At 71.1% G+C, this 26,119-nt stretch carries 21 protein-coding genes; 9 read left to right on the forward strand and 12 right to left on the reverse strand.

The window, feature by feature from the left end:
* Positions 1-177 precede the first annotated feature (177 nt).
* Positions 178-906, forward strand: a complete 729-nt coding sequence (locus tag IF54_RS0100665; RefSeq protein WP_159002048.1) for a hypothetical protein — start codon at positions 178-180, stop codon at positions 904-906.
* Here IF54_RS0100665 and IF54_RS0100670 read toward each other — a convergent pair.
* A complete protein-coding gene (locus IF54_RS0100670; RefSeq protein ID WP_078851828.1) occupies positions 882-1,994 on the reverse strand; it encodes an alkene reductase in 1,113 nt (370 codons plus the stop codon). The genes IF54_RS0100665 and IF54_RS0100670 overlap by 25 nt on opposite strands.
* Before the next feature lie 486 nt (positions 1,995-2,480).
* Positions 2,481-3,830 carry an aldehyde dehydrogenase family protein gene (locus tag IF54_RS0100675; protein WP_030313282.1) on the reverse strand — a complete coding sequence of 450 codons (1,350 nt, stop codon included), beginning with the start codon at positions 3,828-3,830 and terminating at the stop codon, positions 2,481-2,483.
* Positions 3,831-4,004: 174 nt separating this feature from the next.
* On the opposite strand from IF54_RS0100675, the gene IF54_RS0100680 reads away from it, so the two are divergent.
* Complete coding sequence (locus IF54_RS0100680) at positions 4,005-4,928, forward strand: helix-turn-helix transcriptional regulator (RefSeq protein ID WP_030313284.1); 924 nt, start codon at positions 4,005-4,007, stop codon at positions 4,926-4,928.
* A gap of 214 nt (positions 4,929-5,142) precedes the next feature.
* Here the strand turns inward: IF54_RS0100680 and IF54_RS0100685 are convergent, their stop codons facing one another.
* Positions 5,143-5,751 carry a TetR/AcrR family transcriptional regulator gene (locus IF54_RS0100685; protein WP_030313285.1) on the reverse strand — a complete coding sequence of 203 codons (609 nt, stop codon included), beginning with the start codon at positions 5,749-5,751 and terminating at the stop codon, positions 5,143-5,145.
* Between the two features lie 88 nt (positions 5,752-5,839).
* Between IF54_RS0100685 and IF54_RS0100690 the strand changes: the two genes are divergently transcribed.
* Positions 5,840-6,559 carry an SDR family NAD(P)-dependent oxidoreductase gene (locus IF54_RS0100690; RefSeq protein ID WP_051735282.1) on the forward strand — a complete coding sequence of 240 codons (720 nt, stop codon included), beginning with the start codon at positions 5,840-5,842 and terminating at the stop codon, positions 6,557-6,559.
* A 50-nt stretch (positions 6,560-6,609) separates the two neighbouring features.
* A complete protein-coding gene (locus tag IF54_RS40715; RefSeq protein WP_063754915.1) occupies positions 6,610-7,059 on the forward strand; it encodes a hypothetical protein in 450 nt (149 codons plus the stop codon).
* A 187-nt stretch (positions 7,060-7,246) separates the two neighbouring features.
* On the opposite strand, the gene IF54_RS43840 is transcribed toward IF54_RS40715, so the two are convergent.
* On the reverse strand, positions 7,247-7,381 hold the full coding sequence (locus IF54_RS43840; RefSeq protein ID WP_267884938.1) for a hypothetical protein: 135 nt from the start codon (positions 7,379-7,381) through the stop codon (positions 7,247-7,249).
* Positions 7,382-8,487: 1,106 nt separating this feature from the next.
* Here IF54_RS43840 and IF54_RS0100710 point away from each other — a divergent pair.
* The 4 genes from IF54_RS0100710 to mgtA are packed head-to-tail and all read left to right on the forward strand — an operon-like array spanning position 8,488 to position 15,080.
* The gene (locus tag IF54_RS0100710; RefSeq protein WP_051735299.1) at positions 8,488-9,306 is read left to right on the forward strand and encodes a GAF and ANTAR domain-containing protein; all 819 of its coding nucleotides are present in this window, start codon (positions 8,488-8,490) and stop codon (positions 9,304-9,306) included.
* 31 nt (positions 9,307-9,337) lie between these two features.
* Entirely contained in the window at positions 9,338-10,024 is a 687-nt protein-coding gene (locus IF54_RS0100715; RefSeq protein ID WP_030313294.1) for a GAF and ANTAR domain-containing protein, read from the forward strand.
* Positions 10,025-10,050: 26 nt separating this feature from the next.
* Complete coding sequence (locus IF54_RS0100720; protein WP_234438887.1) at positions 10,051-12,459, forward strand: phosphoketolase; 2,409 nt, start codon at positions 10,051-10,053, stop codon at positions 12,457-12,459.
* Positions 12,447-15,080 carry a magnesium-translocating P-type ATPase gene (gene mgtA / locus IF54_RS0100725; RefSeq protein ID WP_051735300.1) on the forward strand — a complete coding sequence of 878 codons (2,634 nt, stop codon included), beginning with the start codon at positions 12,447-12,449 and terminating at the stop codon, positions 15,078-15,080. Before IF54_RS0100720 ends, mgtA begins: the two co-directional genes overlap by 13 nt.
* Positions 15,081-15,155: 75 nt before the next feature.
* Here mgtA and IF54_RS0100730 read toward each other — a convergent pair whose 3' ends face one another.
* The 5 genes from IF54_RS0100730 to IF54_RS0100750 form a co-directional block, all read right to left on the reverse strand.
* Positions 15,156-16,136 carry a slipin family protein gene (locus tag IF54_RS0100730; RefSeq protein ID WP_051735284.1) on the reverse strand — a complete coding sequence of 327 codons (981 nt, stop codon included), beginning with the start codon at positions 16,134-16,136 and terminating at the stop codon, positions 15,156-15,158.
* Between the two features lie 221 nt (positions 16,137-16,357).
* Positions 16,358-16,678: a hypothetical protein gene (locus tag IF54_RS0100735; RefSeq protein ID WP_051735285.1), complete on the reverse strand. Its 321-nt coding sequence runs from the start codon at positions 16,676-16,678 to the stop codon at positions 16,358-16,360.
* 353 nt (positions 16,679-17,031) lie between these two features.
* Positions 17,032-17,469, reverse strand: coding sequence for a DUF5994 family protein (locus IF54_RS0100740; protein ID WP_037819016.1), 438 nt, complete (start codon positions 17,467-17,469; stop codon positions 17,032-17,034).
* A 33-nt stretch (positions 17,470-17,502) separates the two neighbouring features.
* The gene (locus IF54_RS0100745; RefSeq protein ID WP_030313305.1) at positions 17,503-18,489 is read right to left on the reverse strand and encodes an acyl-CoA desaturase; all 987 of its coding nucleotides are present in this window, start codon (positions 18,487-18,489) and stop codon (positions 17,503-17,505) included.
* A 171-nt stretch (positions 18,490-18,660) separates the two neighbouring features.
* The gene (locus tag IF54_RS0100750; RefSeq protein ID WP_159002050.1) at positions 18,661-18,822 is read right to left on the reverse strand and encodes a hypothetical protein; all 162 of its coding nucleotides are present in this window, start codon (positions 18,820-18,822) and stop codon (positions 18,661-18,663) included.
* Between the two features lie 562 nt (positions 18,823-19,384).
* On the opposite strand from IF54_RS0100750, the gene IF54_RS0100755 reads away from it, so the two are divergent.
* Positions 19,385-19,972 carry a DUF5994 family protein gene (locus tag IF54_RS0100755; RefSeq protein WP_234438888.1) on the forward strand — a complete coding sequence of 196 codons (588 nt, stop codon included), beginning with the start codon at positions 19,385-19,387 and terminating at the stop codon, positions 19,970-19,972.
* 549 nt (positions 19,973-20,521) lie between these two features.
* On the opposite strand, the gene IF54_RS0100760 is transcribed toward IF54_RS0100755, so the two are convergent.
* Genes IF54_RS0100760 through IF54_RS0100770 form a run of 3 tightly spaced genes read right to left on the reverse strand, consistent with a single transcriptional unit; the run spans position 20,522 to position 26,072 of the window.
* Positions 20,522-21,001 (reverse strand): DUF5994 family protein, encoded by a 480-nt coding sequence (locus IF54_RS0100760; protein ID WP_051735301.1) that lies wholly within the window; start codon positions 20,999-21,001, stop codon positions 20,522-20,524.
* On the reverse strand, positions 20,977-23,139 hold the full coding sequence (locus tag IF54_RS0100765; protein WP_030313312.1) for an SWIM zinc finger family protein: 2,163 nt from the start codon (positions 23,137-23,139) through the stop codon (positions 20,977-20,979). The genes IF54_RS0100760 and IF54_RS0100765 overlap by 25 nt, the downstream gene beginning before the upstream one ends.
* On the reverse strand, positions 23,136-26,072 hold the full coding sequence (locus IF54_RS0100770) for a DEAD/DEAH box helicase (protein ID WP_234438889.1): 2,937 nt from the start codon (positions 26,070-26,072) through the stop codon (positions 23,136-23,138). Before IF54_RS0100770 ends, IF54_RS0100765 begins: the two co-directional genes overlap by 4 nt.
* Between the last annotated feature and the right edge of the window lie 47 nt (positions 26,073-26,119).

Raw genomic sequence — 26,119 nt, forward strand, 5'->3', positions numbered from 1 at the left:
GCCGAGTCCGATGTGGTCTCCCGCGAGGTGACCGGCCTCCGGCTTTCACTCGCCGAACAGGACGGGTCGGGACATGAGCCCGGCCTCGCCGACTCCCTCCTCACCCTCTCCACCCAGTTGGCCGCAGGGGGACAGCACGCGCAAGCCCTGGCGTTCTCTCGGAAGGCGGTGGAGAGCATGCGCGCTCTGGCCAGGGCCGACCACACCGCCCACGACGATCGCATGGCTCATGCCCTTATGGTTTATGGCGCCGATCGGGCCGAGGCCGGACGGCTCCCCGAAGCGGTGGCCACGACTACCGAGTCCGTCGCCATCCGGCACCGCCTCTTCCGGAACAACCCGGCCGCTTACACTCGTGATCTCACGCAGTCCCTGTCCAACCTCGCCCTCCTCCTCGTTCACGCGCGCCAGCCGTCCGAGGCGCTGTCCGCCGCGGAGGCGGTCTCGCTGATCGAACTTGCTCAAGCGCCCGAGCTTCACGGGGCCCACTTCGGCCGGTGCCTGTCGATCCTGGCCGTCTGTCTGAACGCGAACGACCGCCAGCCGGGCCGTCTGCCGGCGGGCGTCGACGCCGTCAGGCAGTACGAGGCCGTGTGGAAGGCCGACCCGGTGCGATACGCCTTCGACCTCGCGCGGGTCCTCGCCCGGGTGGGCCAGTACCTGGCAGACGAGGAGCGCTGGTCCGAGGCGCTCACCCCACTGGAAGACGGGCTGGCCGTAACGGAGGCGTACGCACACGTGGACCCGGCCACGTACGCCCCCCTCATCTCCGATCTGCGCACGGCGCTCAACGACTGCCAAAGGCGGATCACGGTGTCGCCGGTCGGGCGCCTGTCCATGGGTGGGTGGGGCTGCCGCATGGACAGGCGTGACCGTGGGCCTCAAGCCGCTTCGAGGAAGGGGTAGTCGGTGTAGCCCTCGGCGCCCGGCCCGTAGAACAGTTCCGGCCGCGGCTCGTTCTCCGGGTGGCCGCCCTGCCAGCGCTCGACCAGGTCGGGGTTGGCGATGAGGGCCCGGCCCACGACCACGGCGTCGGCGTGGTCGGCCTCGATCTGCTGGAGCGCCTGCTCGCGTGTGGTGTGCCCGCCGAGGGGGCCGTTGTTGACGATCAGCTTGCCGTCGAAGCGCCGCCGCAGCTCCTGTACCAGGTCGCCGCCCGGCTCGGTGTGCAGTACGGAGAGGTAGGCCAGGCCCAGCGGGCGCAGTTGGTCGAGCAGGGTGCCGTAGGTGACCAGGACGTCGTCCCGGTCGGTCTCGAAGACGTCCCCGAAGTCGACCTCCGGCGAGATCCGCAGCCCGACCCGCTCGGCACCGACGGCCTGGGCGACCGCCGTGACGATCTCGACGACGAAGCGGGCGCGGTTGTGCGGCGAGCCGCCGTATTCATCGGTGCGCTGGTTGGCCGCCGGGGAGAGGAACTGGTGGAGCAGGTAGCCGTTGGCGCCGTGGATTTCCACGCCGTCGGCTCCCGCCTCGATGGCCCGGCGGGCGGCGGTGACGAAGTCCTCCAGGGCTGCACGGATCTCTGTGGTGGTCATCGCTTCCGGTACGGGGTAGGGCTGCTCGCCCTTCTCGGTGAACGTCTCGCCGGTCCTGGCGATCGCGCTGGGGGCGAGGATACGGCGGCCGCCGTTGATGTCGGGGTGGGTTTGGCGGCCGGCATGCATGATCTGCAGGACGATGCGGCCGCCCTCGGCGTGCACCGCCTCGAACACCCGCTGCCAGCCGGCCGCCTGCTCGTCGGTGGCGATGCCCGGCTCACCGACATACCCCTGCGACGCGCGGTCGGGGTAGGTGCCCTCGGCGATGATCAGCCCTACGCTCGCCCGCTGCCGGTAGTACTCGACCATCAGGTCCCCGGGGATGCCGGAGGAACCGGACCGGACCCGGGTCATCGGTGCCATGACGATGCGGTTGGCGAGCTCGATCTTCCCGAGAGAGACAGGGGAGAAAAGCGGAGGAACGGACGAAACGTCTGAAGTGTTAACAGGCACGGGTTTTCTTTCTGCAATAGGGAGGAAAACGGGATGAAGGTCTGCGACGCAGGGGGTCCACGCTGTCCCGGCGGAGGCGCGGATGCGGTCCTCGAGCAGACGCGGGCCCGCTGGCGGTGACGCGGTTCCAGGAACGCGATCGGTGTTGGCGGCGAACGCGGTGAGAGCCGCATACCGTCGGCGTTGTCGCCGGTCAGCGCAACTGCCGGCCGGAGTACGGGCGTTCGCTTCTTGCGCTTGATCAGCGGTCAGCCAGGTGACGAAGTCGTGGGTGCCGCCGCCGGAGTCGGTACGGATCGGTGTCCGCAGGCCGCGCCACAATCGACTGCCTCGACGCGCACCCGCGAAGAGGACCGATACACGGCTTCACCTGGAAGGCGATTGCAGCGGTGGCGGGAACAGCGATCGCAGCGATCCTCATTCTCGGCCTGAGGCACTTCCGCCGGCCGATCGCCATCGGACAGCCTGCTGCACGAAAGCGCGAGGTTAGCTGAGCGGTACGTCCGCGACACCCTTGAGGTGGCTGAACGTCTCGAGGGAGTACCGGCCGTGGTACCGGCCCATGCCGCTTTCGCCGACGCCACCGAAAGGCAGGCCGGGCGTGAGCAGCTGCATCACCGGCTGGCCCCAGGCGACGCCTCCGGAGGAAGTCTCGTTCACCAGGCGCGCCTTGGTGGCCTCCGACTCGGTGAAGGCGTAGAGAGCGAGGGGCTTGTCGCGTTCATTGATGAACGCGATGGCGGCATCGAGGTCTTCGACTTCGACGACGGGGAGGATCGGACCGAAGATCTCCTCCTGCATGACCGGCGATGCTGGGTCGACATCGGTGAGCACGGTCGGCGCGATGAACAGGTCGTCGCGGTCATGCCGGCCTCCCACCGCCGCCCGGCCGGAGTCCAGCAGACGCGTGAGCCGGTCGAAGTGCCGCTCGTTGATGATCCGGCCGAAGTCGGCCGAGGTCTGCGGGTTGATGCCGAACTGGGCGTCGACCGCCGTGCGCAGGGCGGGAACCAGGGCGGCGGCGGTGGCCGGGTCGGCCAGGACATAGTCGGGGGCTATGCACTGCTGGCCCGCGTTGCCGAACTTGGCACCGACCAGCCGCTTCGCGGTCTCGTCCACGTCGGCGTCGGGCGCCACGAAGACTGGAGACTTGCCTCCGAGTTCGAGCGTGACGGGGGTGAGGTTCTTGGCGGCCGCGGCCATGACGATCCGGCCGACCGTGCCATTGCCGGTGTAGAAGATCTGGTCGAAACGCTGCGCCAGAAGTGCCGTGGTCTCCTCGGCTCCCCCCTCGACCACGGTGAGCACGTCAGGGTCGAAGTACTCGCGCAGGAGGCGTGAAGCGACCGCCGAGGTGCGCACCGACATCTCGCTCGGCTTGGCCACCACGGTGTTCCCGGCGGCCAGGGCGCCGATGATGGGGTCGATGAGAAGGTGCAGCGGGAAATTCCACGGAGCGATCACCAGGACGACCCCGAGCGGGTCGTACGTGGTGTAGGCCGTGGTCGCGGGACCACCGAAGTGGGCGGGGACCTCCACCGGGCGAGGCTGAAGCCAGCTCTCCAGATTCGCCAGCGTCTCGTCGATGTCGGCGACGGTGAAGTCGATCTCCTGCGTCTTCGCCTCGGCGGCGCTCTTCCGCAGATCCGCCCAGAGCGCTTCGAGCAGCTCCTGCTCGTTCTCCACCAGCAGGGCCCGCAGCCGCCGCAGCTGCTCGACGCGCCAGTCCAGTGGGCGGGTGACGCCGGCGTTGAACGTCGCACGAAGGCGGCCGACTACCTCCGCGGCCGTTTCGGTCTGGTGCGTCCTCGACTCGGTCCCCTGTGTTGCAGTCATGGGGTGTGCTCCGTTCTTGTTGCAAGCCACGCCCCGGCTGCCTGCCAGCCGGGCACAGTGGCCAGCGTGCTGGACGATCCGGTATTCACCCAGGTCACGGCTTTGTGTACATCCGCTGTGACTACCACTGGCTGGTGCAGGCTGGTGTGCGTCCGACCGTGGATACTCGAAGGCATGGACGAATACCCCGAACCGGTGCACGAGCCCGCCGTCGGCCCTCTGGACCCGCGTGCCGAGCTCAGCGAGTTCCTGCGCACCCGGCGGGCGCGGCTGAAACCGGAGGACGTGGGCCTGCCGGACTTCGGGCGGTACCGGCGGGTGCCGGGGCTGCGCCGCGAGGAGCTGGCGCAGCTGGCCGGGGTGTCGGTGGGGTACTACACGCGGCTGGAGCAGGGCAACGGGCAGCACGTGTCGGCGGAGGTCCTCGACGCCATCGCCCGCGCGCTCAAACTGAGCGACGCCGAGCACGCCCACCTCACACACCTGGCGAAGCCGAAACAGAAGAAGAAGCCGGCCGGCCGCACCCAGCAGGTGCGGGGCCACCTGCGGACGCTGCTGGACACCATGGAAGGCGGCCCAGCGATCCTCGTGGGGCGGCGGGGGGACCTCCTCGCCTGGAACCGGATGACCGCGGCGGTCTTCGGCGACTGGGCCGAGCTACCCGCCCACGAGCGGAACTGGGCACGGCTGGTGTTCCTCAGGCCCGAGTACAGCGACCTGTTCGTGGACTGGGAGCACAAAGCGAACGACGTCGTCGCTCAGCTACGCCTGGACGCCGGCTCCCACCCGGATGACCCCCGGCTGTCCGCGCTGGTGGGCGAACTCTCCGTGAAGAGCGAGGAGTTCCGGCGGCTGTGGGCCACCCACGACATCAAGGACAAGTGCCACGGCATCCAGCGCCTGCACCACCCACTCGTCGGCGAACTCGAGCTCCGCCTCGAATCGTTCCACCTGGCCGACGACCACGAACAGACACTGGCGACGTACCACGCCGAACCCAACTCCCCGTCTGCGGAGGCACTACGCCTGCTAGCCAGCTGGGGCACCGACGCGACAAGGACGGGAGCCGGGATGCCGTCGGCACGCACGACTCGATGAACAGTCGATCATCGCAAGTCAGCCGCGTGACTCGACCCCGGCACGCGCCGTCTCGTCGGCCCCCGTCGCAGCGTCGGCATCCCACGCCCTCTCGGAGCCGCCCGCTACCGCCGCACCCGCAGCTCATCCGCCCGTCGCGCCAGTCACACCGGCCTCGCGCGAACCACGGAAGACCGAAGTACGTGCGCAGATCCCGGGCTGACTGACTGGCTGACTACGGCTTTGGCCAGCTGCCCAACGCGAGGTCCGCGACTTGCAGCAGCTCAGCGCGGGAACTACCACTCGCGGCCTGGACGGCAATCCCATTGGCGACTGTTCTCAGGTAAAGCGCCAGAAGATGAGGATCTGCGGAAGGCGGAAGGTCACCGGCGTCCACCGCCTGTTGAAACCGGCGCTTCAAGTGGGCTATCCCATCCTCGCGCCATACGATGAGTGCGTCTCGGACCGGGCGGCTCTCATCCCCGGTGGCCAACGCACCCAGCACGCCAAGACAGCCCGTGGGCAGTCCCGGCATGGTTGCCGCCTCGACCGTCCCGTGGAGCACAGCAGTAGCCACTGCGGCACTTGTGGGCTCTGTCAGAGCTCGGCCGAAGTAGGCGGTCAAGCCCTCGGTGTAGCGCTCCAGCGCCTTGTAGAAGAGGTCTTCTTTGCTGCCGAACGCCCGGTACAGGCCGGGGCGGCTGATCCCCATCGCCTCGGTGAGATCGTCAAGGCTGGCGCCCTCGAACCCCTTTGACCAGAACACCAGGACGGCACGATCGAGTGCCTCGTCGATGTCGAACGCGCGGGGCCTGCCGGTCGGGGCCGGTGTCGTCGAGGTCATTTCTTCATCCTACTCCTTCGGTACCGATCGGTACGGATGTGCTAACGTGTTTCGTACCGATCGATACGCTATACAGAGAGGTGACATCGTGTCACAGACCGTACTCATCACTGGCGGAACCTCAGGCATCGGCTTGAGCCTCGCGCAATCCTTCGTCGAGCTCGGGGCGTCTGTCGTCGTGTGCGGACGTTCGCAGGCTGCGCTCGACCGATTCGCGCTGGTACACCCGCAGGCGCTGGCCGTGCGGGCCGATGTGACGGACGCGGCTGATCGGGCAGCGTTGCTGCAGGCAGTCGCTGATCGCTTCGGGCGTCTGGACGTGCTGGTCAACAACGCCGGTACGTTCGAGGAACGAGACTATGCAGCCGGCAAGAACCCTAATGCGACCCTCGACGACGAGGTGGCGCTGAACCTCACCGCCCCCATCCACTTGACGGGCGAAGTGCTCGAGCGGTGGCCAGAGCCCGACGCGCTCGTGTTCATCACCTCGGGGTTCGCTCTGGTCTCGCCCACTCGCGCGCCTACCCACGGCGCGGTGAAGGCCGGCCTGCACGGCTTTGCGGACGGCCTGCGCCGTCAACTCGCCCCGAAGGGCACCCATGTCCTCGAGGTCCTCCCACCGTCCACGGACACGCCCATGAACGCCGAAGCCACGGGGAAGAAGCTGACTCCCGAGCAGGTGGCGGCGGTCACGATGAAGGCTCTTCGGCGGGGGCGGAACATGGCATTCCCCGGTCAGACGAAGGTCATGCCCGCCTTGCTGCGCATCGCGCCGGGCTTCCTGCGACGCACCGTCGCCGGGCTCTGAACCCCATGAAACACAACTGACCGGCCCGTTCCGGATTGAAAGGGTTCTCCATGTCCAAATTCCCCCTCCACCTGGTTCCTTCCCGCAGAGCGCTGACGACCGGGCGCTTCATCGTCGCGGCCACCCACTTGATCACCCCGCGGCTGGCCGCGCGGGTTTTCCAGCTCACGGCCAGCGGTACCCCCGCGATCCCCTACTCGCGGATGTTCGCGATCCGCAACGCTGCTCTCGGGCTTGGACTGCAACGGATGGACAGTTTCACCCGGCCCCAGCAGCAGCAGTTTCTTGCGGTGAACATCGTCATGGACTCGGTCGATGCCGCCGCTTTCCTGGCTGCGGGCCTGCGGCGCGACGTCAGCCGTACCTCGGCCATGCTGTCCGCCGCAGTGGCTCTTTCTGCGGTGGCAGCCGGTACCACGGCCCTCATCGAGCACAAGCAAGCGGCCGCCCAGGAAACGGAGCCAACAGCGACGGCGCCATCGAACAGCGACGGGAAGTGACCACACCGGCGTGGCACCGCAGCTGATCCACCGCACCGCCTTCATTGGCTGGAGGGCGCCGAGGACGGGTTGGCGGTCTCTGCCGAGTTCAGCATCGGGCGGATGAGGTTCTGGCGAAGACGTGGACGACGGTGCCCGGTGCCGTCGACGGTGAGGGCGGCCGGCTTCCCCGACGAGGCAGGCCGGGTCACCGGCTGCTCGCACTGGTGGCGATCGCGGGGAGGACGGCGAGAGCGAGGATGCCGCCGGTGAGGGCGAGGACGGGGTAGCCGTAGGCGGAGACGACGAGGCCGGAGCTGAAGCCCTCTACCTGCTCACTCACATTCGGCTCGCCCCGGATTTCTCCGATGCCTTTCCGCAGCCGCCCGGTTGCCGGATTCCGGCCTGTTCGGACCCACCTCGGCGAAGGGCCGGGGACTATGCTGGTGAGCGGACGCCCAGGACCCCGGTGGACGCACGGCCTGCTGACCACGATGCCACGGGAGCGGATTCTCGTCCGGACCCGACGCATCTTCGAGGAGATCCCTGTCGGGCACCGAGCCTCGGAGCGCGTAACTCCGACCTGGTGACCCACTCATGTGTTCGTACGCCCCGACCTCGGTCGCACCTCGCCAGGTACGAAGCCCGGCGCCTCGCGTCCGTTGCCCGGTAGCGGTCCCGAGAACACCTGAACGGCTGGAACAGAGGTGTCATGCCCTATTCTGCGGCTGTCCATCCGCCGGAGGGCTCGCGACCGCTCGCGCCGCTCTCGTCCCCTCCAGCGGGCGGGGGCACCATGATCACCTCTCCAGCCCGCGGTCAGCCGTGGAGCGGAGGCGGTTGCGAGCAGCCCGCCGTAGAAGCGATGTGCCCGGGCCGGTCCAGCCCGCTGGCAGGCCGTCTGTTCCCGCGGGGATCTCGCGGGTCCGTCGCGGGGTCCCGCGCAGCGGCGTTCGACAAAGATGCTCTCGAGCCGAGCCCGGAAGTCCGTCCAGGACGTCTCGCCGTCGCCGTACAGCAGCCCGGATTCGCCGTGGTGATCGCGGAGACCGCGGCCCTGGAGGGCTGCGGGTTCGGATCTTCCCCAGGGCGGCGGCACCGGCGGCTCCCCCACGCGGTCCCAGCCCCCCGTGTCGTAGGCGATGAGGGCTTCGGGTGGCCGGAATTCGACGGAGTGCGCCCGCCCGCCGTCGGCCGGATCACCGGCGCCGGCTTCGCCGGGCTCCTGGTTCACCCGCACGAGCGGCACCGGGATGTGACCCGACGGTTGCAGGAACCGCTCCTCTCCGAGCGCCAGGCATCACTCGGTGTCGCCTTGGCGGGGCGGGCCGAGGAGCCGATTGTGGCCTCTTTCCCCTCCTGGCGCAGGAAAGGCGTCGGAAACGTCCGCGGGCCGGCCCGCGGTGCCGTGTTCCTGGCGTTGGTTCCCCCCTTGATCCGGTGGTCCCCGTGATCCCCGGCAGCCGGTCGGCGCGGATCCAGGTTCTCGTGGCCGAGCAGGCGGCCCTGCGCGGCGCCCGGGTCGGCCTCCTCGACGTGTGTACGGCGGCGGTGGCGGCGCTGCCGGTCGGCGGGGCCGGGGTGTCCGCGATGTCCCGCGACCGGGCGAGTCATCCGCTGTGCAGCACCGACTCCGTCAGCCAGCAGCTGGAAGAACTCCAGCTCACACTGGGCGAGGGGCCGTGCGTGGATGCCTTTGTCCTCGGCTCCTCGGTCCTCTGCACCGACTTGTTGGCCGCTGAACTCCAGTGGCGTTGGATGGTGTTCGCCGACGCGGCTCTGGAAGCCGGAGCCAGGGCGGTCTTCGCCTTCCCCCTTCAGATCGGTGCCATCAGTCCCGGCGTACTCGACCTGTACTCCAGCACCTCGGTCGAGCTGGACCCGGACGAGGTGGCCGACGCGATGGCCTTCGCCGACACTGCCACGCTGCTTCTGCTCGACGCCGGGATCAGCGAGACGGGTGTCCCGTCCGGCACCGGCGCGCCCGGCACCGACATGACCGGCACGGACCGGCCGGACGCCGCGCCCTTCGACGACCTGGGCGGTTACCGGGCCGAGATCGACCAGGCCACCGGCATCCTCATGGTCCAGCTCGGCGTCGGCGTCGAGGAAGCCTTCATCCGGCTGCGCGCCCGCGCGTACGCCTGGGGGACACGGATCTCGGTGGTCGCCCCCGACGTGGTCGCCCATCGGCTCCGCTTCCCCCCGGAGACGACAGCGTCCAACCCGCAACCGCCGGATGCGCGACCGCCCGACGAGGAGCCCTGATGCTCACGCCCCACAAACAGAGGTGTGCACGATGAAGGAACAGCTGATGGCCCGGACGTTCGTCGAGCTGGCGGACAGTCTCGTCGCCGACTTCGACCTCATGGACTTCCTGCGTCTGCTCACCGACCGCTGCGTCGATCTGCTCGACGCGAGTGCGGCGGGCGTCCTGCTCGCCGACCGCGACGGAGTGCTGCGCGTCATGGCCACCTCCGACGAACGGGTGCGCCTCCTCGAACTCTTCCAGCTCCAGAACCACGAAGGCCCCTGCCTGGACTGCTTCCACACCGGGATCACCGTTTCCGTTCCCGACCTGCGCGACGAAGCGGCGCGCTGGCCTCTGTTCACCGCCCAGGCGCAGCGCCTCGGCTTCACCGCCGTCCAGGCGCTGCCCATGCGCCTGCGCGACGAGGTCGTCGGCGCCCTCAACCTCTTCCACACCACCCCGGCGCCCATCAGCCCCGCCGCCACCCCCTTCGCACAGGCCCTCGCCGACGTCGCCACCATCAGCCTGCTGCAACAGCGCACCACCGAGCGCAGCACCCTCCTCAACGAACAGACCGCCCTCAACAGCCGCGTCCTGATCGAACAGGCCAAGGGAAAGCTCGCCGAACGCCGCCACACGGACATGGAGCGGACCTTCACGACGCTGCGCGCCTACGCCCGCGCCTTCGTCGACGAAACCGAGCACCTCCCCGGTCTCACTTCCGGAAGTTCCTGATCAGCCTCCTGCGAGAAGGGTTCGTCATGCCGCTCGGCCCCACCAGCGAGATCTCCCTCGACACTCCGGACACCCCCAACCCCCTCGACGAGGAGGAGCTGAGCGCTCTGGATGCCCATTGGCGGGCGGCGAACTACCTGGCCGTGGGGCAGATCTACCTCATGGCCAACCCTCTGCTGACCGAGCCGTTGGCGCCTGAGCACGTCAAGCCGCGACTGCTCGGGCACTGGGGCACGTCACCGGGCCTGAACCTGGTCCACACCCACCTCAACAGGGTCGTCAAGGCGAGGAACCTGGACGCGATCTGTGTCTGGGGGCCCGGTCACGGCGGGCCGGCCGTGGTGGCGAACTCCTGGCTGGAGGGCAGCTACACCGAGACGTACCCGGACATCACCCGGGATGCGGCCGGCATGACCCGCCTCTTCCGGCAGTTCTCCTTCCCGGGCGGCATCCCCAGTCACGTCGCACCCGAGACCCCCGGATCGATCCACGAGGGCGGCGAGCTGGGCTACTCCCTCTCGCACGCCTACGGGGCCGCGTTCGACAATCCGGGGCTCCTGGTGGCCTGCGTGATCGGCGACGGTGAGGCCGAGACGGGCCCGCTGGCCGCCTCCTGGCATTCGAACAAGTTCCTCGACCCGGTACGGGACGGTGCCGTCCTGCCGATCCTGCACCTCAACGGCTACAAGATCGCCAACCCGACGGTCCTGGCCCGGATACCGGAGCCCGAACTCGACGCCCTGCTCAGGGGATACGGCCACGAGCCCCTCCATGTCACCGGGGACGACCCTCACGCCGTCCACCAGACGATGGCTCGTGCCATGGACGAGGCCCTGGACCGTGTCGCCGCCTTCCAGCACGCCGCCCGCACGGAGGACACCGCCGAACGCCCACGGTGGCCGGTGATCGTCCTGCGTACGCCCAAGGGCTGGACCGGGCCCGCCGAGGTCGACGGGCTCCCGGTGGAGGGCACCTGGCGAGCACACCAGGTGCCGCTGCCGGCCGTGCGCGAGAACCCGGACCATCTGCGGCAGTTGGAGCGGTGGCTGCGCTCGTACCGCCCTGAGGAACTCTTCGACGAGCTTGGACGCCCCCGGGAACAGGTCCTTGCCTGCGTCCCCTGCGGTGCACACCGCCTGGGCGCCAACCCGCACGCCAACGGCGGCCTGCTGCTGCGCGACCTGCCCGTGCCCTCCCTGGAGCGGTTCGCCGTCCCGGTCGACAAGCCCGGTGCGACGGCGCACGAACCGACCCGAGTCCTCGGCGACCTGCTGGCGCAGGTGATGGCCGACACCGGCGAGCGGCGCGACTTCCGGCTGGTCGGCCCGGACGAGACGGCCTCCAACCGGCTTCAAGCCGTCTACGAGGCGAGCGGCAAGGCGTGGGAGGCCCAGGTGCTGGACACCGACGAGCACCTGGAGCGCGGTGGCCGGGTGATGGAGATCCTCTCCGAACACACCTGCCAGGGCTGGCTGGAGGGCTATCTCCTCACCGGCCGGCATGGCCTGTTCTCCTGCTACGAGGCATTCGTCCACATCGTCGACTCCATGGCGAACCAGCACATCAAGTGGCTGCGCGTCGCCCGTCGGCTCCCCTGGCGCCGCCCGATCGCCTCCCTCAACTACCTGCTCACCTCGCACGTGTGGCGCCAGGACAACAACGGTTTCTCGCACCAGGACCCCGGGTTCGTCGATCACGTACTCAACAAGTCGCCTGAGGTCGTGCGGGTCTACTATCCGCCGGACGCCAACACTCTGCTGTGCGTCGCGGATCACGTGCTGCGCAGCCGCGACTACGTCAACGTCGTCGTCGCGGGCAAGCAGCCGTGCTTCGACTGGCTCGACCTCGACGCCGCCCGCGCGCACTGCGCCCGCGGCGCAGGCATCTGGGAGTGGGCCGGCACCGAGTCCGACCCCGGCGAGCCCGACGTGGTGATCGCCTGCGCGGGAGACGTACCCACCCTCGAAGTGCTGGCCGCGGCTTCGCTGCTCCGCCGCCACCTGCCCGAACTCGCGGTACGGGTGGTCAACATCGTCGACATCGCGCGGCTGTTGCCCGCGGAGGAACACCCCCACGGGATGCCCGACAGCGAGTACGACGCGCTGTTCACCCCCGGCAAGCCCGTCGTCTTCGCGTACCACGGCTATCCGTGGCTGATCCACCGGCTCGCCTACCGCCGGGCCAACCACCCGCACCTGCACGTGCGCGGCTACAAGGAGGAGGGCACCACCACGACCCCGTTCGACATGGTCGTCCGCAACGACCTCGACCGGTACCGGCTGGTCATGGACGTCATCGACCGGGTGCCGGGCCTCGCGGTCCGCGCGGCTGCGTTGCGGCAACGGATGGTCGACGTCCGCTACCGCCATCACGACTGGATCCGCGCCCACGGGGCGGACCTGCCCGAGGTCGCCGAATGGACATGGGCCCAGTGACCGCGGAGTCAACCATCCGGACGGCAGAGCTGCGGGTGGGCGACGCCGCCGCCGAGGACACGCAGGCCGTTCTGGCCGCGCTCGCGAGCAGCCCCGACGGCCTGTCGGGAGGCGAGAGGGGGCAAGCGGCCGAGCGGCTCGCGGCCGTCGGCCCGAACGCCGTGCGCACCCACCACGTCCGCGTCCTCGCGGTCCTCGGGCGGCAGCTGCGCAGTGCCCTGCTGATCCTGCTGGCGGTGACGGCCGGCGTCTCGTACTTCTTCGGCGAGCGGACCGGCGCGCTCATCATCGCGGGGATCCTGGTGCTGAGCGTGGCGCTGGGCTTCGTCAACGAGTACCGGGCGGAGAAGGCGGCGCAGGCCCTGCACTCACGGGTGCGGCACGCCGCCGTCGTGGTCCGGGACGGTGCGGCCGCCGAGGTCGACGTGACCGAGCTGGTCCCGGGCGACGTCGTGCGTCTGACGCTGGGGCAGGTGGTGCCAGCGGACCTGCGCCTGCTGGAATGCACCGCGTTCGCCTGCGACGAGAGCGTCCTCACCGGCGAGTCCGCCCCCGCCGACAAGAAACCGGAACCGGTCGTCGCCGGGGCGGCCCTGGCCGAGCTGACCTCCTGCGCGCTGATGGGAACGGTGGTGCACGCGGGCAGCGCGACCGGAGTGGTCGTCGCCACCGGGGGCCGTGCCGAGTTCGGGCGGATCGCGCTGGGGCTGGGGGAACGGCAGCCGGAGACCGACTTCCAGGCGGGCTTGCGCCGCTTCTCCATGCTGCTCCTCAAGGTCGCCGCCGCCCTCACGACCGGGATCTTCGTCATCAACCTCCTGCTCCAGCGCCCCCTGCTCGACGCTCTGCTCTTCTCGTTGGCCATCGCGGTGGGCATCACCCCACAGCTGCTGCCCGCCGTGGTGAGCACGAGCCTGGCCACCGGCTCCCGGCAGCTGGCGCGGCGCAAGGTCCTCGTCAAGCGGCTGGTGTGCATCGAGGACCTGGGCGACATGGACGTCCTGGTCACCGACAAGACCGGCACACTCACCGAGGGCCGCATCCGTTTCGACGCGGCCCTCGACCCGGCCGGCGCACTCTCCGACACGGTGCTCAAGCTCGGCCTGCTGGCCACCGAGGGCGACCTCGACCACGTGGGCGGCAACGCGCTGGACAGCGCGCTGTGGCAGGCCACGGGCACACCCCCGGCCAGACACCACCGGCTCGCCCTGCTGCCCTTCGACCACGACCGGCAGCTGGGCTCCGCGCTCGTCGAGCGCCCGGACGGCAGCCGCCTTCTCGTCGTCAAGGGCGCGCCCGAGGCGGTCCTGGCCCGCTGCGGTGACGTACCGGAGAAAGCCGCGGCGGTACTCGAGGAGCACTTCGCGGCGGGCAGCCGGGTGGTCGCCGTGGCCACCCGGGACGCGGACGGGCAGACGTCCCTCAGTGCCGCCGACGAGTACCGGCTGTGTCTGGCCGGCTTCCTGGTCTTCCTCGACCCGCCCAAGACCGGCGCCGCCGCCTCACTGCGCCGCCTCGCCGACCTCGGCATCACCGTCAAGATCTGTACCGGCGACAACGCGCTCGTCGCCCAGAAGGTCTGCGCCGACCTCGGCCTGCCGCCCGGCCGCGCCCTCACCGGCCAGGACATCGGTCAGCTGGACGACGACCAGCTGACCCGTGCGGCCGAGACCACCACCGTCTTCGCCCGCGTCTCGCCCCAGGACAAGGCCCGAGTCGTACGGGCGCTGCGGCGCCGGGGCCGGGACATCGGGTTCCTGGGCGACGGCGTGAACGACGCGCTGGCCCTGCACGCCGCCGACGTGGGCCTGTCCGTGGACACCGCGACCGACGTGGCCAAGGACGCGGCCGACGTCCTGCTCCTGGAGAAGGACCTCGGCGTCCTCGCCGACGGGGTCACCGAGGGCCGCCGGATCTTCGCCAACACCATCAAGTACGTCCTGATGGGCACCTCCAGCAACTTCGGCAACATGTTCAGCGCGGCCGGAGCCTCCCTGGTGCTGCCGTTCCTGCCGATGCTGCCCTCGCAGATCCTGCTCAACAACCTCCTCTACGACGCAGGGCAGTTGACCATCCCCACCGACCACGTCGACCCGGAGCAGCTGCGCGCGCCCTCGCACTGGGACATCGCCTTCATCCGTCGCTTCATGCTCTTCTTCGGGCCCGTCAGCTCCCTCTTCGACTTCCTCACCTTCGCGGTCATGATCGAGGTCTTCCACACCGGCGCCGAGCTGTTCCGCTCCGGTTGGTTCGTGGAGTCCCTCGCCACGCAGGCGCTGGTCGTCTTCGCCATCCGCACGCGCCGGGTGCCGTTCTACCGCAGCCGGCCCAGCCGCCCTCTGCTGGTCAGCGCCTTCAGCGTCGTCGCCGTCGGTGTCGCACTGCCGATGTCCCCGCTCGCGGGACCACTCGGTTTCCAGTCCCTGCCGCTCGGACTCCTCCTCACCCTGGCCCTGATGGTCGTGCTCTACCTGGTACTGATCGAGGGCGCCAAACACGTCTTCTACGCCCGCCTCGACGCGCGGGCCGCACAGCCGCCGGTCCGCCACCGCACCCTCCGGCATCGCATCCACCGTCGGGCCGGCCGCTTCAGCCACCCCGGACCGCTGCGACCCCGGTGACACGCTGTCACCGGGGCCGTCAGCGGTTCCGCACCACACCAGGACGATCGCGTCACCCCGGGCGGCCCGGAACGGTCAACCGCTCAAGGCTTCCTCGGCATCCCGCCGCGTCGGCCAGTTGTCCCGCCGCTCCCGGGCCACCTCAGCACGGCTGCCGGCCCGCTCCCCGGGCAGGGACACCGACGGTGCGAAGGCAGGTGCCGAGGTGGCCGGCTCGGGGATCACAGCGCTGGTGGACAGCGCGGGGTGCCTGGCGGTCCGGTGCACGCGCCGGCCCGCGGACTCGTCGCCGGTCTCCCTGCTCTGGTGCTCGAAGAAGCGGAGCATCTCCACGGGGAACGGCATCACGAGGGTGCTGTTCTTCTCGGCAGAGACGTCCACCACGGTCTGAAGCAGCCGCAGTTGGAGTGCTCCGGGGGTGTCGGCCATCGTCGCGGCGGCGTCGGTCAGCCGCTGGGACGCCTGGAACTCTCCGTCGGCCGCGATGACCCGCGCGCGGCGTTCCCGCTCGGCCTCGGCCTGCTTCGACATCGAGCGCATCATCGACTCCGGAAGGGCTATGTCCTTGATCTCGACGCGTTCGATGCGCAGTCCCCAGGGCTCCTCGGTGGGGGCGTCCATCACCTTCTTGAGTTCCGCGTTGATGTGGTCGCGGTCGGAGAGCAGCGTGTCCAGGTCGGCCCTTCCGATGACCGAGCGGAGCGACGTCTGCGCGATCTGGGAGACGGCGGCAGGATAGTTGCGCACGTTCACCAGGGCCTTGACGGGGTCGATGACCTTGAAGTAGACGACCGCGTCGACGGTGAGCGTCACGTTGTCGGCGGTGATGGATCCTTGCGGCGGGATGCCGAGGACCTCGGTCTGAACGGACACCTTCCGCATCCGGTCCCCGATCGGCCGGATGACCCGCAGGCCCGGCCCGCGGATGTCCGGCAGCAGCCGTCCGAAGCGGAACACCACGCCCTTCTCGTACTGCTGGACGTTGCGCACGCTCAGGGCGAGCAGGACCAGCCCGGCCACGGCGCACACCGCCAGCACGGGGATCAGAACACCCATGGTTCTCACTTTCCTTACGTCGATGACGGTCCCGGACCCGAGCGGTCCGGGGAGCACACGGCGCGGGAGGACCCCGGCCTGTCGTCTGCGGTGCGGCCGGGGTCTCGGGCTGCTTTTGAGGCTCTGGTGTGTCGGCCCGGCTCAGCCGGGAGCACTCTGCGGTACGCCGGTCCGGGCTCCGCCGACTGTGGCCCCGGTGGCCGCTGGAGTGCGCATGGCCCTCACCTCGCCGTCGGCGCAGCGGAAACGGCCGGGATCTGCGGGCGTGCAGCCGGACAGCGGACTTCGTGGTCCTCTTCGGAGTCCCAGGCCGCCTGAACGGCCGAGTCGGTCTCCGACATCGTGCGCAGGCGCGCCGCGTCCACCATCAGCCGGTGCACGTGCGAGGTGCGCAGACAGCCTCGGCCGGCGGCCATCAGCCAGAGGGCCGAGACGGGCGTCGGCTGCACCTGCCCACCGAAGGGCCCCGCACCCGGCGCGGCCGGCCAGTTCGCGCGGTTCGTCAGGCCCCCGGTGAACAGCCCCGACAGCGGATCGAGCACGGCCGTCGGCGAGGAACCGGGAGGAGCGCAAGAGATCCGGAGTGACGTAGAGCAGGGCGTGCTTCCGGGGATCGGCGTGGGGAAACGGTCGCAGTCACGACGCGAACCCTGCTCCGGGCCGACCGGAACCGGCCCGGCGTGATCAAATCGCCGAAAGCGACAACGACATGGAAGCCGGTGCACGAAATACCCTCGGTAACACCAGCGTACTCCGTCGACGGTCCGAGCGGACTCCCCGTCGGACAGCGCGGCCGGTCCAGGACCGGGCACGTGGAGCCTCCCAGCCGGGTCCGGTGACAACATCCCCAGGCCCGCACCCGGAGTGCCGACCCGGGGTGGTCCGACGGCCAGCGTCAACGGACTGCGACTCCCAAGCCCACGCTGTCCTTCACAACGGTGGCCACACTCTCCATGAGCCGCCCGGCCTCCGCGTCCGTGGCGGCGGGCGGCACCACCAGCAGGTCCCACCGGCCGCGGCCGGGCGCCAGCAGGCAGACGGTGGACGGGGAGCGCTGGATGGTCGTCCGGCGCAGGCGTACGACCTGGTTGGCGACGAGCAGCCGACCCGGGAACGGGGACCATACGGCCTCATCCACGAGGGCGCTGGTGACCTGTCCCCAGGCGTGCGGCAGGCCGCCCAGCAGCCTGGGCAGTTCGGACGCCAGATCGGGCGAGTGGGGCCACCAGGCGCCGTCGATGCGCCGGGCCATGTGGCCCTGTGCCGGCTGGGACACCAGGCGCAGGCGAACGGCGGACGACGAGGAGAGCGGGGGCGGTGGGGCGAGGGTCATGGGAACTCCTGAAGGGGATGCGGTCGCTCGGGTTCACACGCGGCGGGCGGCGATACGCTCCGGGGTGGGCCAGCGCACGTCTCTGACCCAGCCGAGGCGTTCGAAGAGGCGGATCACGGCGGCGGACGGGTCGAGCTGGCCGCGGTCGACGCCGTGCCGGGCGCAGGTGGGGTCGGCATGGTGCAGGTTGTGCCAGCTCTCGCCGAACGAGACCAGGGCCAGGGGCCACAGGTTGGTGGCGCGGTCGTGGCGACGGGTACGGAACGGGCGCTCACCGATCACATGGCAGAGGGAGTTCACGCTCCACGTGACGTGGTGGAGCAGGGCGATGCGAACAAGTCCCGCCCACAGCAGGGCGGTCAGGGCGGACACCCAGCTGCCGCCGATCAGCCACCCCACGGCGAAGGGCAGGGCGAGGGTGAGCACACACAGAGCCGGGAAGGCCCGGGACACGGCCCGGATGTCACGGTCGGCCAGCAGATCGGGAGCGTAACGCGTGGCGGACGTGGGGTCGTTGCGGAACAACCAGCCGACGTGGGCATCCATCAGTCCGCGCAACTGGCCGTATACAGAAGTGCCGTAGCGATACGGAGAGTGAGGATCGCCCGGCCGGTCGGTGAAGGCGTGATGGCGGCGATGGATGGCGACCCAGCCGATCACGTCTCCCTGGAAGCTCATGGACCCGGCCACCGCGAGCGCGGTGCGCAGCGGCCGTACGGCCCGGTAGCTGCCGTGGGTCAACCCACGGTGGAAGCCGACCGTGACGCCGAGGCCCGTGACGATGTAGAGCGCCGCGGCGAGCAGGACATCGGCGGGATGGATCAGGCGCCCCCACAGCAGCCAGACGGCCAGACCGAGTGCCAGGAACGGGAGAAGGACGATCAACGCCGTGATCGCCAGCGACAGCCGCTCGCTGCCGGTGCGCCCGGCAGCCGTTCCCTCTCTCGGGAAGGCTGCCCTCCCGTCGTACTCCGGGGACGGCGGGCTGGCTGAGGGGGAGCGGAGGATATGGAGAGACATGCGCGGTCCTTGACCTCGGTGACGACAGTGCGGCCGGGGTCTTGGGCTGCGCCTCTTCGACGTGGGTGCGCAACGGCATCGCTGAGAGCGGATGCGAGTCGCACGGACGGTGGCTGCGGGAGCTACAGGGGCTTGGGCTGGTGAGGACGTGGAGAGTGGGCGGCGGGGCCGTCAGGCGGTCTCGCCCTGGTGGGTGCGATCGGCGGGCGGTCTGCTGGAGTCGAGCCAGGAGCCGAGCGGACCGGCGGCACGCGAGGCGTCCAGTGTGAGGTGCAGCCGCGTCCCGCTTCCCGAGGGGCCGGGATAGCTGCGCTGTTCATCGCCGGCGAACACGGACCACATCTCTTGCGACGAGGACGAGACCGGTCCGGACACCGGCGTACGACGTGCCCTCGACGTTTTCAGCCTACTCCTGCTCGGGACAGCCGCTCCGGCACATCTGAAGTGGTGCGGTGACCGCCGAAGCCACCGGCCGACGCCCGATGACGGGATGACGGGTCGGTCGATCATGAACAGCTCCCAGAACGACGACGTGACTCCGACGCCAGCCACACCGTTGGCCGTCTGTCGTGTGGCAGCCCGGGGAGTCCCGCTGACGACCGGCTGCGACGACAGAGGTGGACGGCGGAGTCGTCAGGCCGCCCTGGGTGGGTGCGATCGGCGGGCGCCCCCTGGCGCGCTCGGATGGTACAGCGAGACCGGTCTGATCACCTGCGACGGCCCCTGGTTCTGTCGGCCCACTCCTGCCGGTGCGACGGCCACCGCAGCCTTCCGGAAGGAGTAGGGTGAAGGCACCGAGGGCATTTCGCACACCGGCTTCCACGCCGGGTCGTTCTCGGCGAGAGATGAAACCCGGGCCGTAACCCCAGGGGCGGCCCGGAGACGGGTCCGCATCATGACCGCGACCTTCGAAGCAACCCTGCCGCGGCCCGCACCCGTCGCAGCCCCTCCCGCCCGCCTCGTACTGAAGACGGACGGCCCCTCCCGTGGACTCCTGGACGGCGCCTGGTGGCCGCGCTCGCGCGACCTGCTGCGCGAACTACCAGCACTGACCGACGCGCTGGACCCCGTCTGGGGCCGCATCACCCGTATCGCCGTCAACCCCGAGCACTGGCCGGTCATCCCGCGCAAGGTGCCCGTCAACGGCCATGTCGTGAAGGTCGGCTGGTTCACGCCGGAGATCGACCCGCACAAGCTGCTGCTGCTCTCCTACGGCACCGGACGCTGGGATCTGCTCGTCATCCCACCCGAGACCGGGGCGCAGTCGGCGGCCCGCCTGATGGCGGCCGCATCCGACTACGACGGCCCGCCGCTGACCGCGAGCGCACTCATCGCCGCGGACCGAGCCGGGCACGCAGTCTCCACGGCCGACCGGCCACTCGATCCGGACGAGGCTTGGGAGTACGAGGGCGGTACCTGCGTGACGTCCGCAGCGGTACCGGCAAAGGCCGGTGACGTCAGCCGCCTGATCATCGGCATGTGAGACAGCCTCATGAACGCCGGGCGCAACCTGGACTGGACGGGGCTGACGCGGAGTCGGCTTCTCGCCCACTCGTGACCGGCATCCGCCGACGCGGCCGACGCCGCACCGGGCAGGAAGCCCGCCGACGGCCCCCGCCCCTGGAACGCTCCGCAGGCTCGCATGCTGCTCGCCGGCCACCCGGAGAACGTCCGTGGCACCTGCTGTCGGCCGCGGGCCGTCTTGAGGGCATGGGCGGTGTCCGAGGACAGTGCGGAGTCGGCGGTCCTGCTGAGCGGACTGGTCAGCAATGCCGTTCTGCACCTCGGTTCAGAAGACGGGCCTGGCGCGCGAAGGACCGGACACGCGGCTCATCCTGCGCTCGGTACACGGTCGTGCTCGCGTGCGGAGAGGCGAACGGCCGGTTCAGAAGCCCTTGTTCCAGGCGCAGGGTCGGCCGGTCACCTCGGGGGACGCGCCGGCAATCGGACGGAGTCCACTAGGGCGGATAGCTGTGCGTGGTGAGCAGCCGCATCCGCAGGATGCCCACCGTGGTGACGTTCTCCCTGCCTGTCACATCCCTACTACCGGGGTGGGCACGTGCTCGATGACCTCTGCGGCAGCGGTACGTGCGGCATGTCCGCCTTCCGCATCCCAGACCGCCTCCCGGAGCGAGTCCCGGTCGGCCGCTTCCGCTGCCACGGTCCGGAAGCGCTCGCCCTCATGGATCAGGCCGGTCGCCGTGAGAGTCCGCGACGGGTCGGTGGCCGTGGCCATGAGCCGGGCCGCGGTGGCCGGTTCTGTGTCCGGCGGGATGACCAGCAGGTCCCAGCGGCCGACGGTGCAGGGGAGCAGCAGCAACTTGTGCGGGTCCTGCTCGGCCTCGAACCAGCCGACGCGCACCACGTGCCCGTGAACGGGCACCTTCCGCGGGATGACGGGCCAGAACGTGGGATTCACCGTTACCCGGGTGATCCGGCCCCGCAGTGGGTCGAGGAGCGCGATGAGTGCCGGAAGCTCCGCCGCTTTCAGAGGTCGCTCTGGGTGCCCAATCCGGTGAGGGCACCTACCGGGTCGAGGTCGGGGGTGCCGCGGGGCCACCAGTCGTCGTGGCCCGGTTCGGATTCGTAGGCGTACCACAGGCCGTCGCGGCCCAGGCGGAGCTGGACATGGCCGCGGGGGTGGGTGAGGTGGTTGCGCCAGGGGCGGAAGGCGGGCAGGTCGGCGGCGAGCAGCAGGGGCCGGGCGCGGTCGAAACGGCCCGCGGGCGGGTCCCAGGGCTCCTCGAGGACGGCGAGACCTTCTGGGCCGCCCTGACGCCAGGCGGCGACCGCGCGGGCCAGGTCGGCCGGGGTGCGGCCGGTGGCGGCGGCCAGGGAGACGTAGAGGGCGCGGGTGCCTGCGGTGAGGCCGGAACCGGGGCGGGCCGCGGCCAGCCGGACCGCGTCCTGCCACAGGGTCAGTTCGCCGACCGGGTCATGGCCGGTGCCGAGCAGGGTGTGGGCGCGGGCGGCGGCGTCGGTGGCGAGCTGGTCCAGGGCGAAGGGGTCGGGGCCGCCCGGGGACGCCGGGTACGCCGGTGGCTGCTCGGGGTGCGGCGGGGCGGGCAACGGGGCCGGGAGCGGCGGGAGCCGGCGGGACGCGAGGGCTTCGCTCGCCCTCACGCCGGGCAGGGGTGCCGGCTCCCGTTCCTGGGCGGCGCGGGCCGCGCGGGCGGCGCTGAGGCGGGACAGGTCGTCGAGGAGTTCGCGTTCGCCCCGGCCGCGCAGCAGGAGCAGGACGAAGGGGTCGGCGTCGAGGAGGCGCGCGGTCTGATAGCAGAGGGCGGCGGCGTGCTTGCAGGGGTGGCCGCGGTCCGGGCAACTGCACTGCGGTTCCAGGTCCCCGGGGCCGGGGAGCAACGGCACGCCGCATTCCGCCAGCGACTGGGGCATCTCCCCGTCCAGCAGTGCGGCGATGTGTCCGGTGCGGTCGGCGGCGAGGTCCAGGAACCGGTCCCAGTCGGCGTCGTCGAGCGTCCGCAGGCGCACCTGCACCCGGTACGGGCGGGGGCGGCTCCCCTGCACGTACGCGAGCACGAGTCCCGGCGTCACGGTGATCGCGTCCACGTGTCCCTGCTCGACGTAACTCCGGCCCCGCACAAGCCGTTTGGCGTCCAGCGCGCCCTCCTCCAGGGCGGTGACCCAGGCGTTGCCCCACCAGGTCGCGGCGAACGGGGCGTCCGGCGCACCGCCCGAGGTGTGGGGCGGGAAGGCGGGGAAGGTGCGGCGCAGGTCGTTGTCCCGGTTGGGGGCGGCCATGGAGCGGGGATGGCGGGGGGCTGACGGGGGTTCGGCGGAGCGGGCCGTCGAGTCGGTGCCGGTGGGTGGGGTGGTGTCGAGGACGGCCTTCTCGGCGACGGGTGGCCGTATGCCGGAACTGCCTTGTCGTGCAGGGCCGTTGTTCTCGGTCCTGTCCCCCGGACCGCTGCTCACGTCGTCGGGCATCCGGAAGGCGTCGGCCAGCAGCTCCCGTACGTCAGGGGCCCGTACGTCACGCGCCCGTACGTCACGCGCCCGGTCGTCGGAAGCGGGACGCGGGGTGCGGATCCGGTCCCGTGGCGGCGCGGCGGTGACACGACGCGAGCGGCGCGCGAGGGCTGCCTCCGCCTCCGCGGCCTCGGTTTCCGCATGCTTCTTGCGTGCCGCACGCAGGGCCTCGCGTGCGGCGTCCCCGGGGCGGGGGTCGGAGGGCAGGGGGTTGTCCTGGGGGGTTGCCGCGGGGGGTCGAGCCGACTGCGGGCTCCGGTCCGCTTCCTCATTCGAGCCGGCGGCAGAGGGGGCGTCGACGGCACCGGCGTCGGACCGGCCTGTGCCGTGATCCACGCCCGCGACGGCCTTGCGCAAGGCGGCGCGGACCGCGTCCCCGGGGCGAGGCTCGGGTGGGGCAGGGTCCTTGACGGTGTGCTCGGACCTCAGGGCCTCTGTGTCCTGTCCAGCCGGCCCGCCTGGCCCGTCGCGCTCCGTGAACGCCCGGGCGGTCCCGCCCTCCTCCACCGGCACGCTCCTCGGGTCCGGAGCCGCCGGGTCAGCCGTCTCCCGATGTCCCGCGCCCTCCGGCGCCGGGGTGCCGGCGCCGTCGGCCGCTCCCGTGGCCCGCTCCCGTGCCGCCCGCAGGGCCCGGCGGGCCTCGTCCGCGGGGCCCGGGGTCATGACGGCCTCCTGAGGGAGACCAGGTCGGTCAGTTCGCGGTCCGTGAGTTCGGTGAGGGCGGACTCGCCGGAGCCCAGGATCGCGTCGGCCAGGGCCCGCTTGGACTCCAGCATCTCCGCGATGCGGTCCTCCACGGTGCCCTCGGTGATGAGGCGGTGGACCTGGACGGGCTGGGTCTGGCCGATGCGGTAGGCGCGGTCGGTGGCCTGTTCCTCCACGGCCGGGTTCCACCACCGGTCGAAGTGGACGACATGACCCGCGCGGGTGAGGTTGAGGCCGGTGCCCGCCGCCTTCAGGGACAGCACCAGGACCGGGATCGACCCGCTCTGGAAGCGGTCCACCATCCGCTCCCGCTCCGGCACTGGCGTGCCCCCGTGCAGCAGGTCCACCGGGACCGCGCGGGCGGCGAGGTGAGCGGTGATGAGACGGGCCATGCCGACGTACTGCGTGAAGACGAGCGCCGAGCCGTCCTCCGCCAGCAGGGTGTCCAACAGCTCGTCCAGCAGGGCCAGTTTGCCCGAGCGGGCGGCGAGGCGGTCGCCGACCGTCGCCGGGACCTCCTCCTTCAGGTACAGCGCGGGATGGTCGCAGATCTGCTTCAGGGCCCCGAGCAGTTTGAGCACCAGGCCCCTGCGGGCGATGCCCTGCGCGGTCTCGATGGCCAGCATGGACTCGCGCACCACCGCCTCGTACAGCGAGGCCTGTTCGCGGGTGAGCGGGACGGGGTGGTCGGTCTCCGTCTTGGGCGGCAGTTCGGGGACGATGCCGGGGTCCGACTTCTTGCGGCGCAGCAGGAACGGGCGGACCAGACGGGCCAGCCTGGTCACCGCTTCCTCGTCCTCGCCGTTCTCCACCGCGCGGGCGTGCCGGGCGCGGAAGGACTTCAGCGGGCCGAGCAGTCCGGGGGTCGTCCAGTCGAGCAGGGCCCACAGCTCCGAGAGGTTGTTCTCGACCGGGGTGCCGGTGAGGGCCACGCGCGCGGGCGACGGGATGGTGCGCAGGGCTTTCGCGGTCGCCGAGTAGGGGTTCTTCACATGCTGGGCCTCGTCCGCGACGACCATGCCCCAGCGCTGCTCCGCCAGCCGGGCCGCCGCCGCCCGCATGGTGCCGTAGGTGGTGAGGACGAAGCCGCCGTCGAGGTCGTCCAGGCTGCGCTCGGTGCCGTGGAAGCGGCGGACGGGGACGCCGGGGGCGAACCGGGTGATCTCCCGCTGCCAGTTGCCCAGCAGGGAGGCGGGACAGACGACCAGGGTCGGCTCGCGGCGGGCTCGGCGCAGGTGCAGCGCGATGACGGTGATCGTCTTGCCGAGGCCCATGTCGTCGGCGAGGCAGCCGCCGAGGCCCAGGGAGGTCATGAGGTCCAGCCAGGCCAGGCCGCGGAGCTGGTAGTCGCGGAGGGTGGCGAGCAGACCCGGGGGCGGTTCCGCCGGCTGCACACCGGTCGTCAGACGGTCACGGAGGGCGGCGAGCGCGCCCACCGGCACCGCGTCCACGGTCTCTCCTTCGACCTCCGCGCTGCCGGTGAGGGCCACGGAGAGCGCGTCGACCGGGTCGAGCAGGCCCAGTTCACGTTTGCGGGCCTTGCGGACAAGGGCGGGGTCGACCAGCACCCACTGGTCCCTGAGGCGTACGACGGGCCGGTGGGCCTCGGCCAGCGCGTCCATCTCGGCCTCGCTGAGCGGGTCGCCGCCGAGCGCCAACTGCCAGCGGAACTGGAGGAGTTCCTCGCTCTCGAAGAATCCGGTGCCGTCGGTCGCGGAGCCCGGAGCGGAGCGTACGACCGCCGCCGCGGTGAGGTCCTGCGCCAGGTCCCGCGGCCAGTGCACCGCCACGCCGGCCGCGGCGAGCCGGGTCGCGGCCACGCCCAGCAGGTCGCCCAACTCCTCGTCGGACAGGGCCAGTACGTCGGGCACGTCCTGCTCGGAGAGCCGGTCCAGCGGTGGCCAGACCCGGGCGGCGCGCCGCACTGCGAGGGCCGCGTCCACGCGTGCGCGTGGTCCGAAGACCGCGTCGGCGTCGCCCGCCCACAGGGCTGCCGCGTCGGCCACCAGGGTCGGGTCGGCGAGGCTGTGCACCTGGACGATCGCGGCGCCCGCACTGCGCGCACCGGCGTCGTCGGCGTTGAAGAGGCGGGACGCGGACAGGTCGAGGCGGAGCGAGATCCGCACGCCCGCGTCCATGCCGGCGGCGACCTCGGCGGCCCACTCGTGCGCGTGCGGCAGCCGCTGGGGCGCACGGTCGGCGAAGGGCCTGCCGGCGGCGAAGGGGGCGGCCGGGGTGCGGGGCAGGGTGTCCGCGACCGCGTCCAGGAAGGAGCGCATCAGCGCTTCCGGTTCGGGCAGCCGCAGCGGGCCGGTTCCCGGCAGCGGCACCGCGTGGCCCTCGTAGGGAAGGGCGGCGGCGATCGCGCGCAGGTGGGCGATGTCGTCGGGGTCCAGGGGGCCGGCCCGCCAGGCGTCGTGGCCGGTGGCGGTCAGGCCGGGCAGGAGCCGGCCGCGGGCCGTGAGCCGCAGCGCGTGCAGGGCGGCCGCGCCCCAGCAGGCGGTGGCGGGATGGGCGGCGGGGTCCCGGCGGGCCCGGACGAGCAGCGGCAGGCCCTCCCCGACCGGGAGGGAGAGGGCGGGAGCGGTCCGGCGGCGGACTCCGGCGCCGTACGGTCGTACGACGGTGAGCTCGGTGCGCTCCACCGGCCTGGCGTCGCTCTCGGGGGACGCGGCGGGCAGGGGTGCGTCCTCGGGGTCCCAGAAGGCGATACGGCCCTCACGCGGAAGCGGTGCGGGGAGGAAGATCGCGGCGAGCCCGGCGGGCAGGGCCGGTCCTGGCAGCCCGGCGGGGACGGCTGGTCCCGGCAGCCCCCCGGAGACGGGAGATCCCGGCAGCCCGCGAGGGACGGCCGGTCCCGGGCGCTCGGCCGCCACGGCCCTGTCGCTCATACGTCCTGTCACCTCCCGCCCGCGTGTCGGATCAGTCGTCTTCGACT

This window comes from Streptomyces sp. NRRL B-3229, assembly GCF_000719505.1.
Lineage (GTDB): Bacteria > Actinomycetota > Actinomycetes > Streptomycetales > Streptomycetaceae > Streptomyces > Streptomyces griseorubiginosus.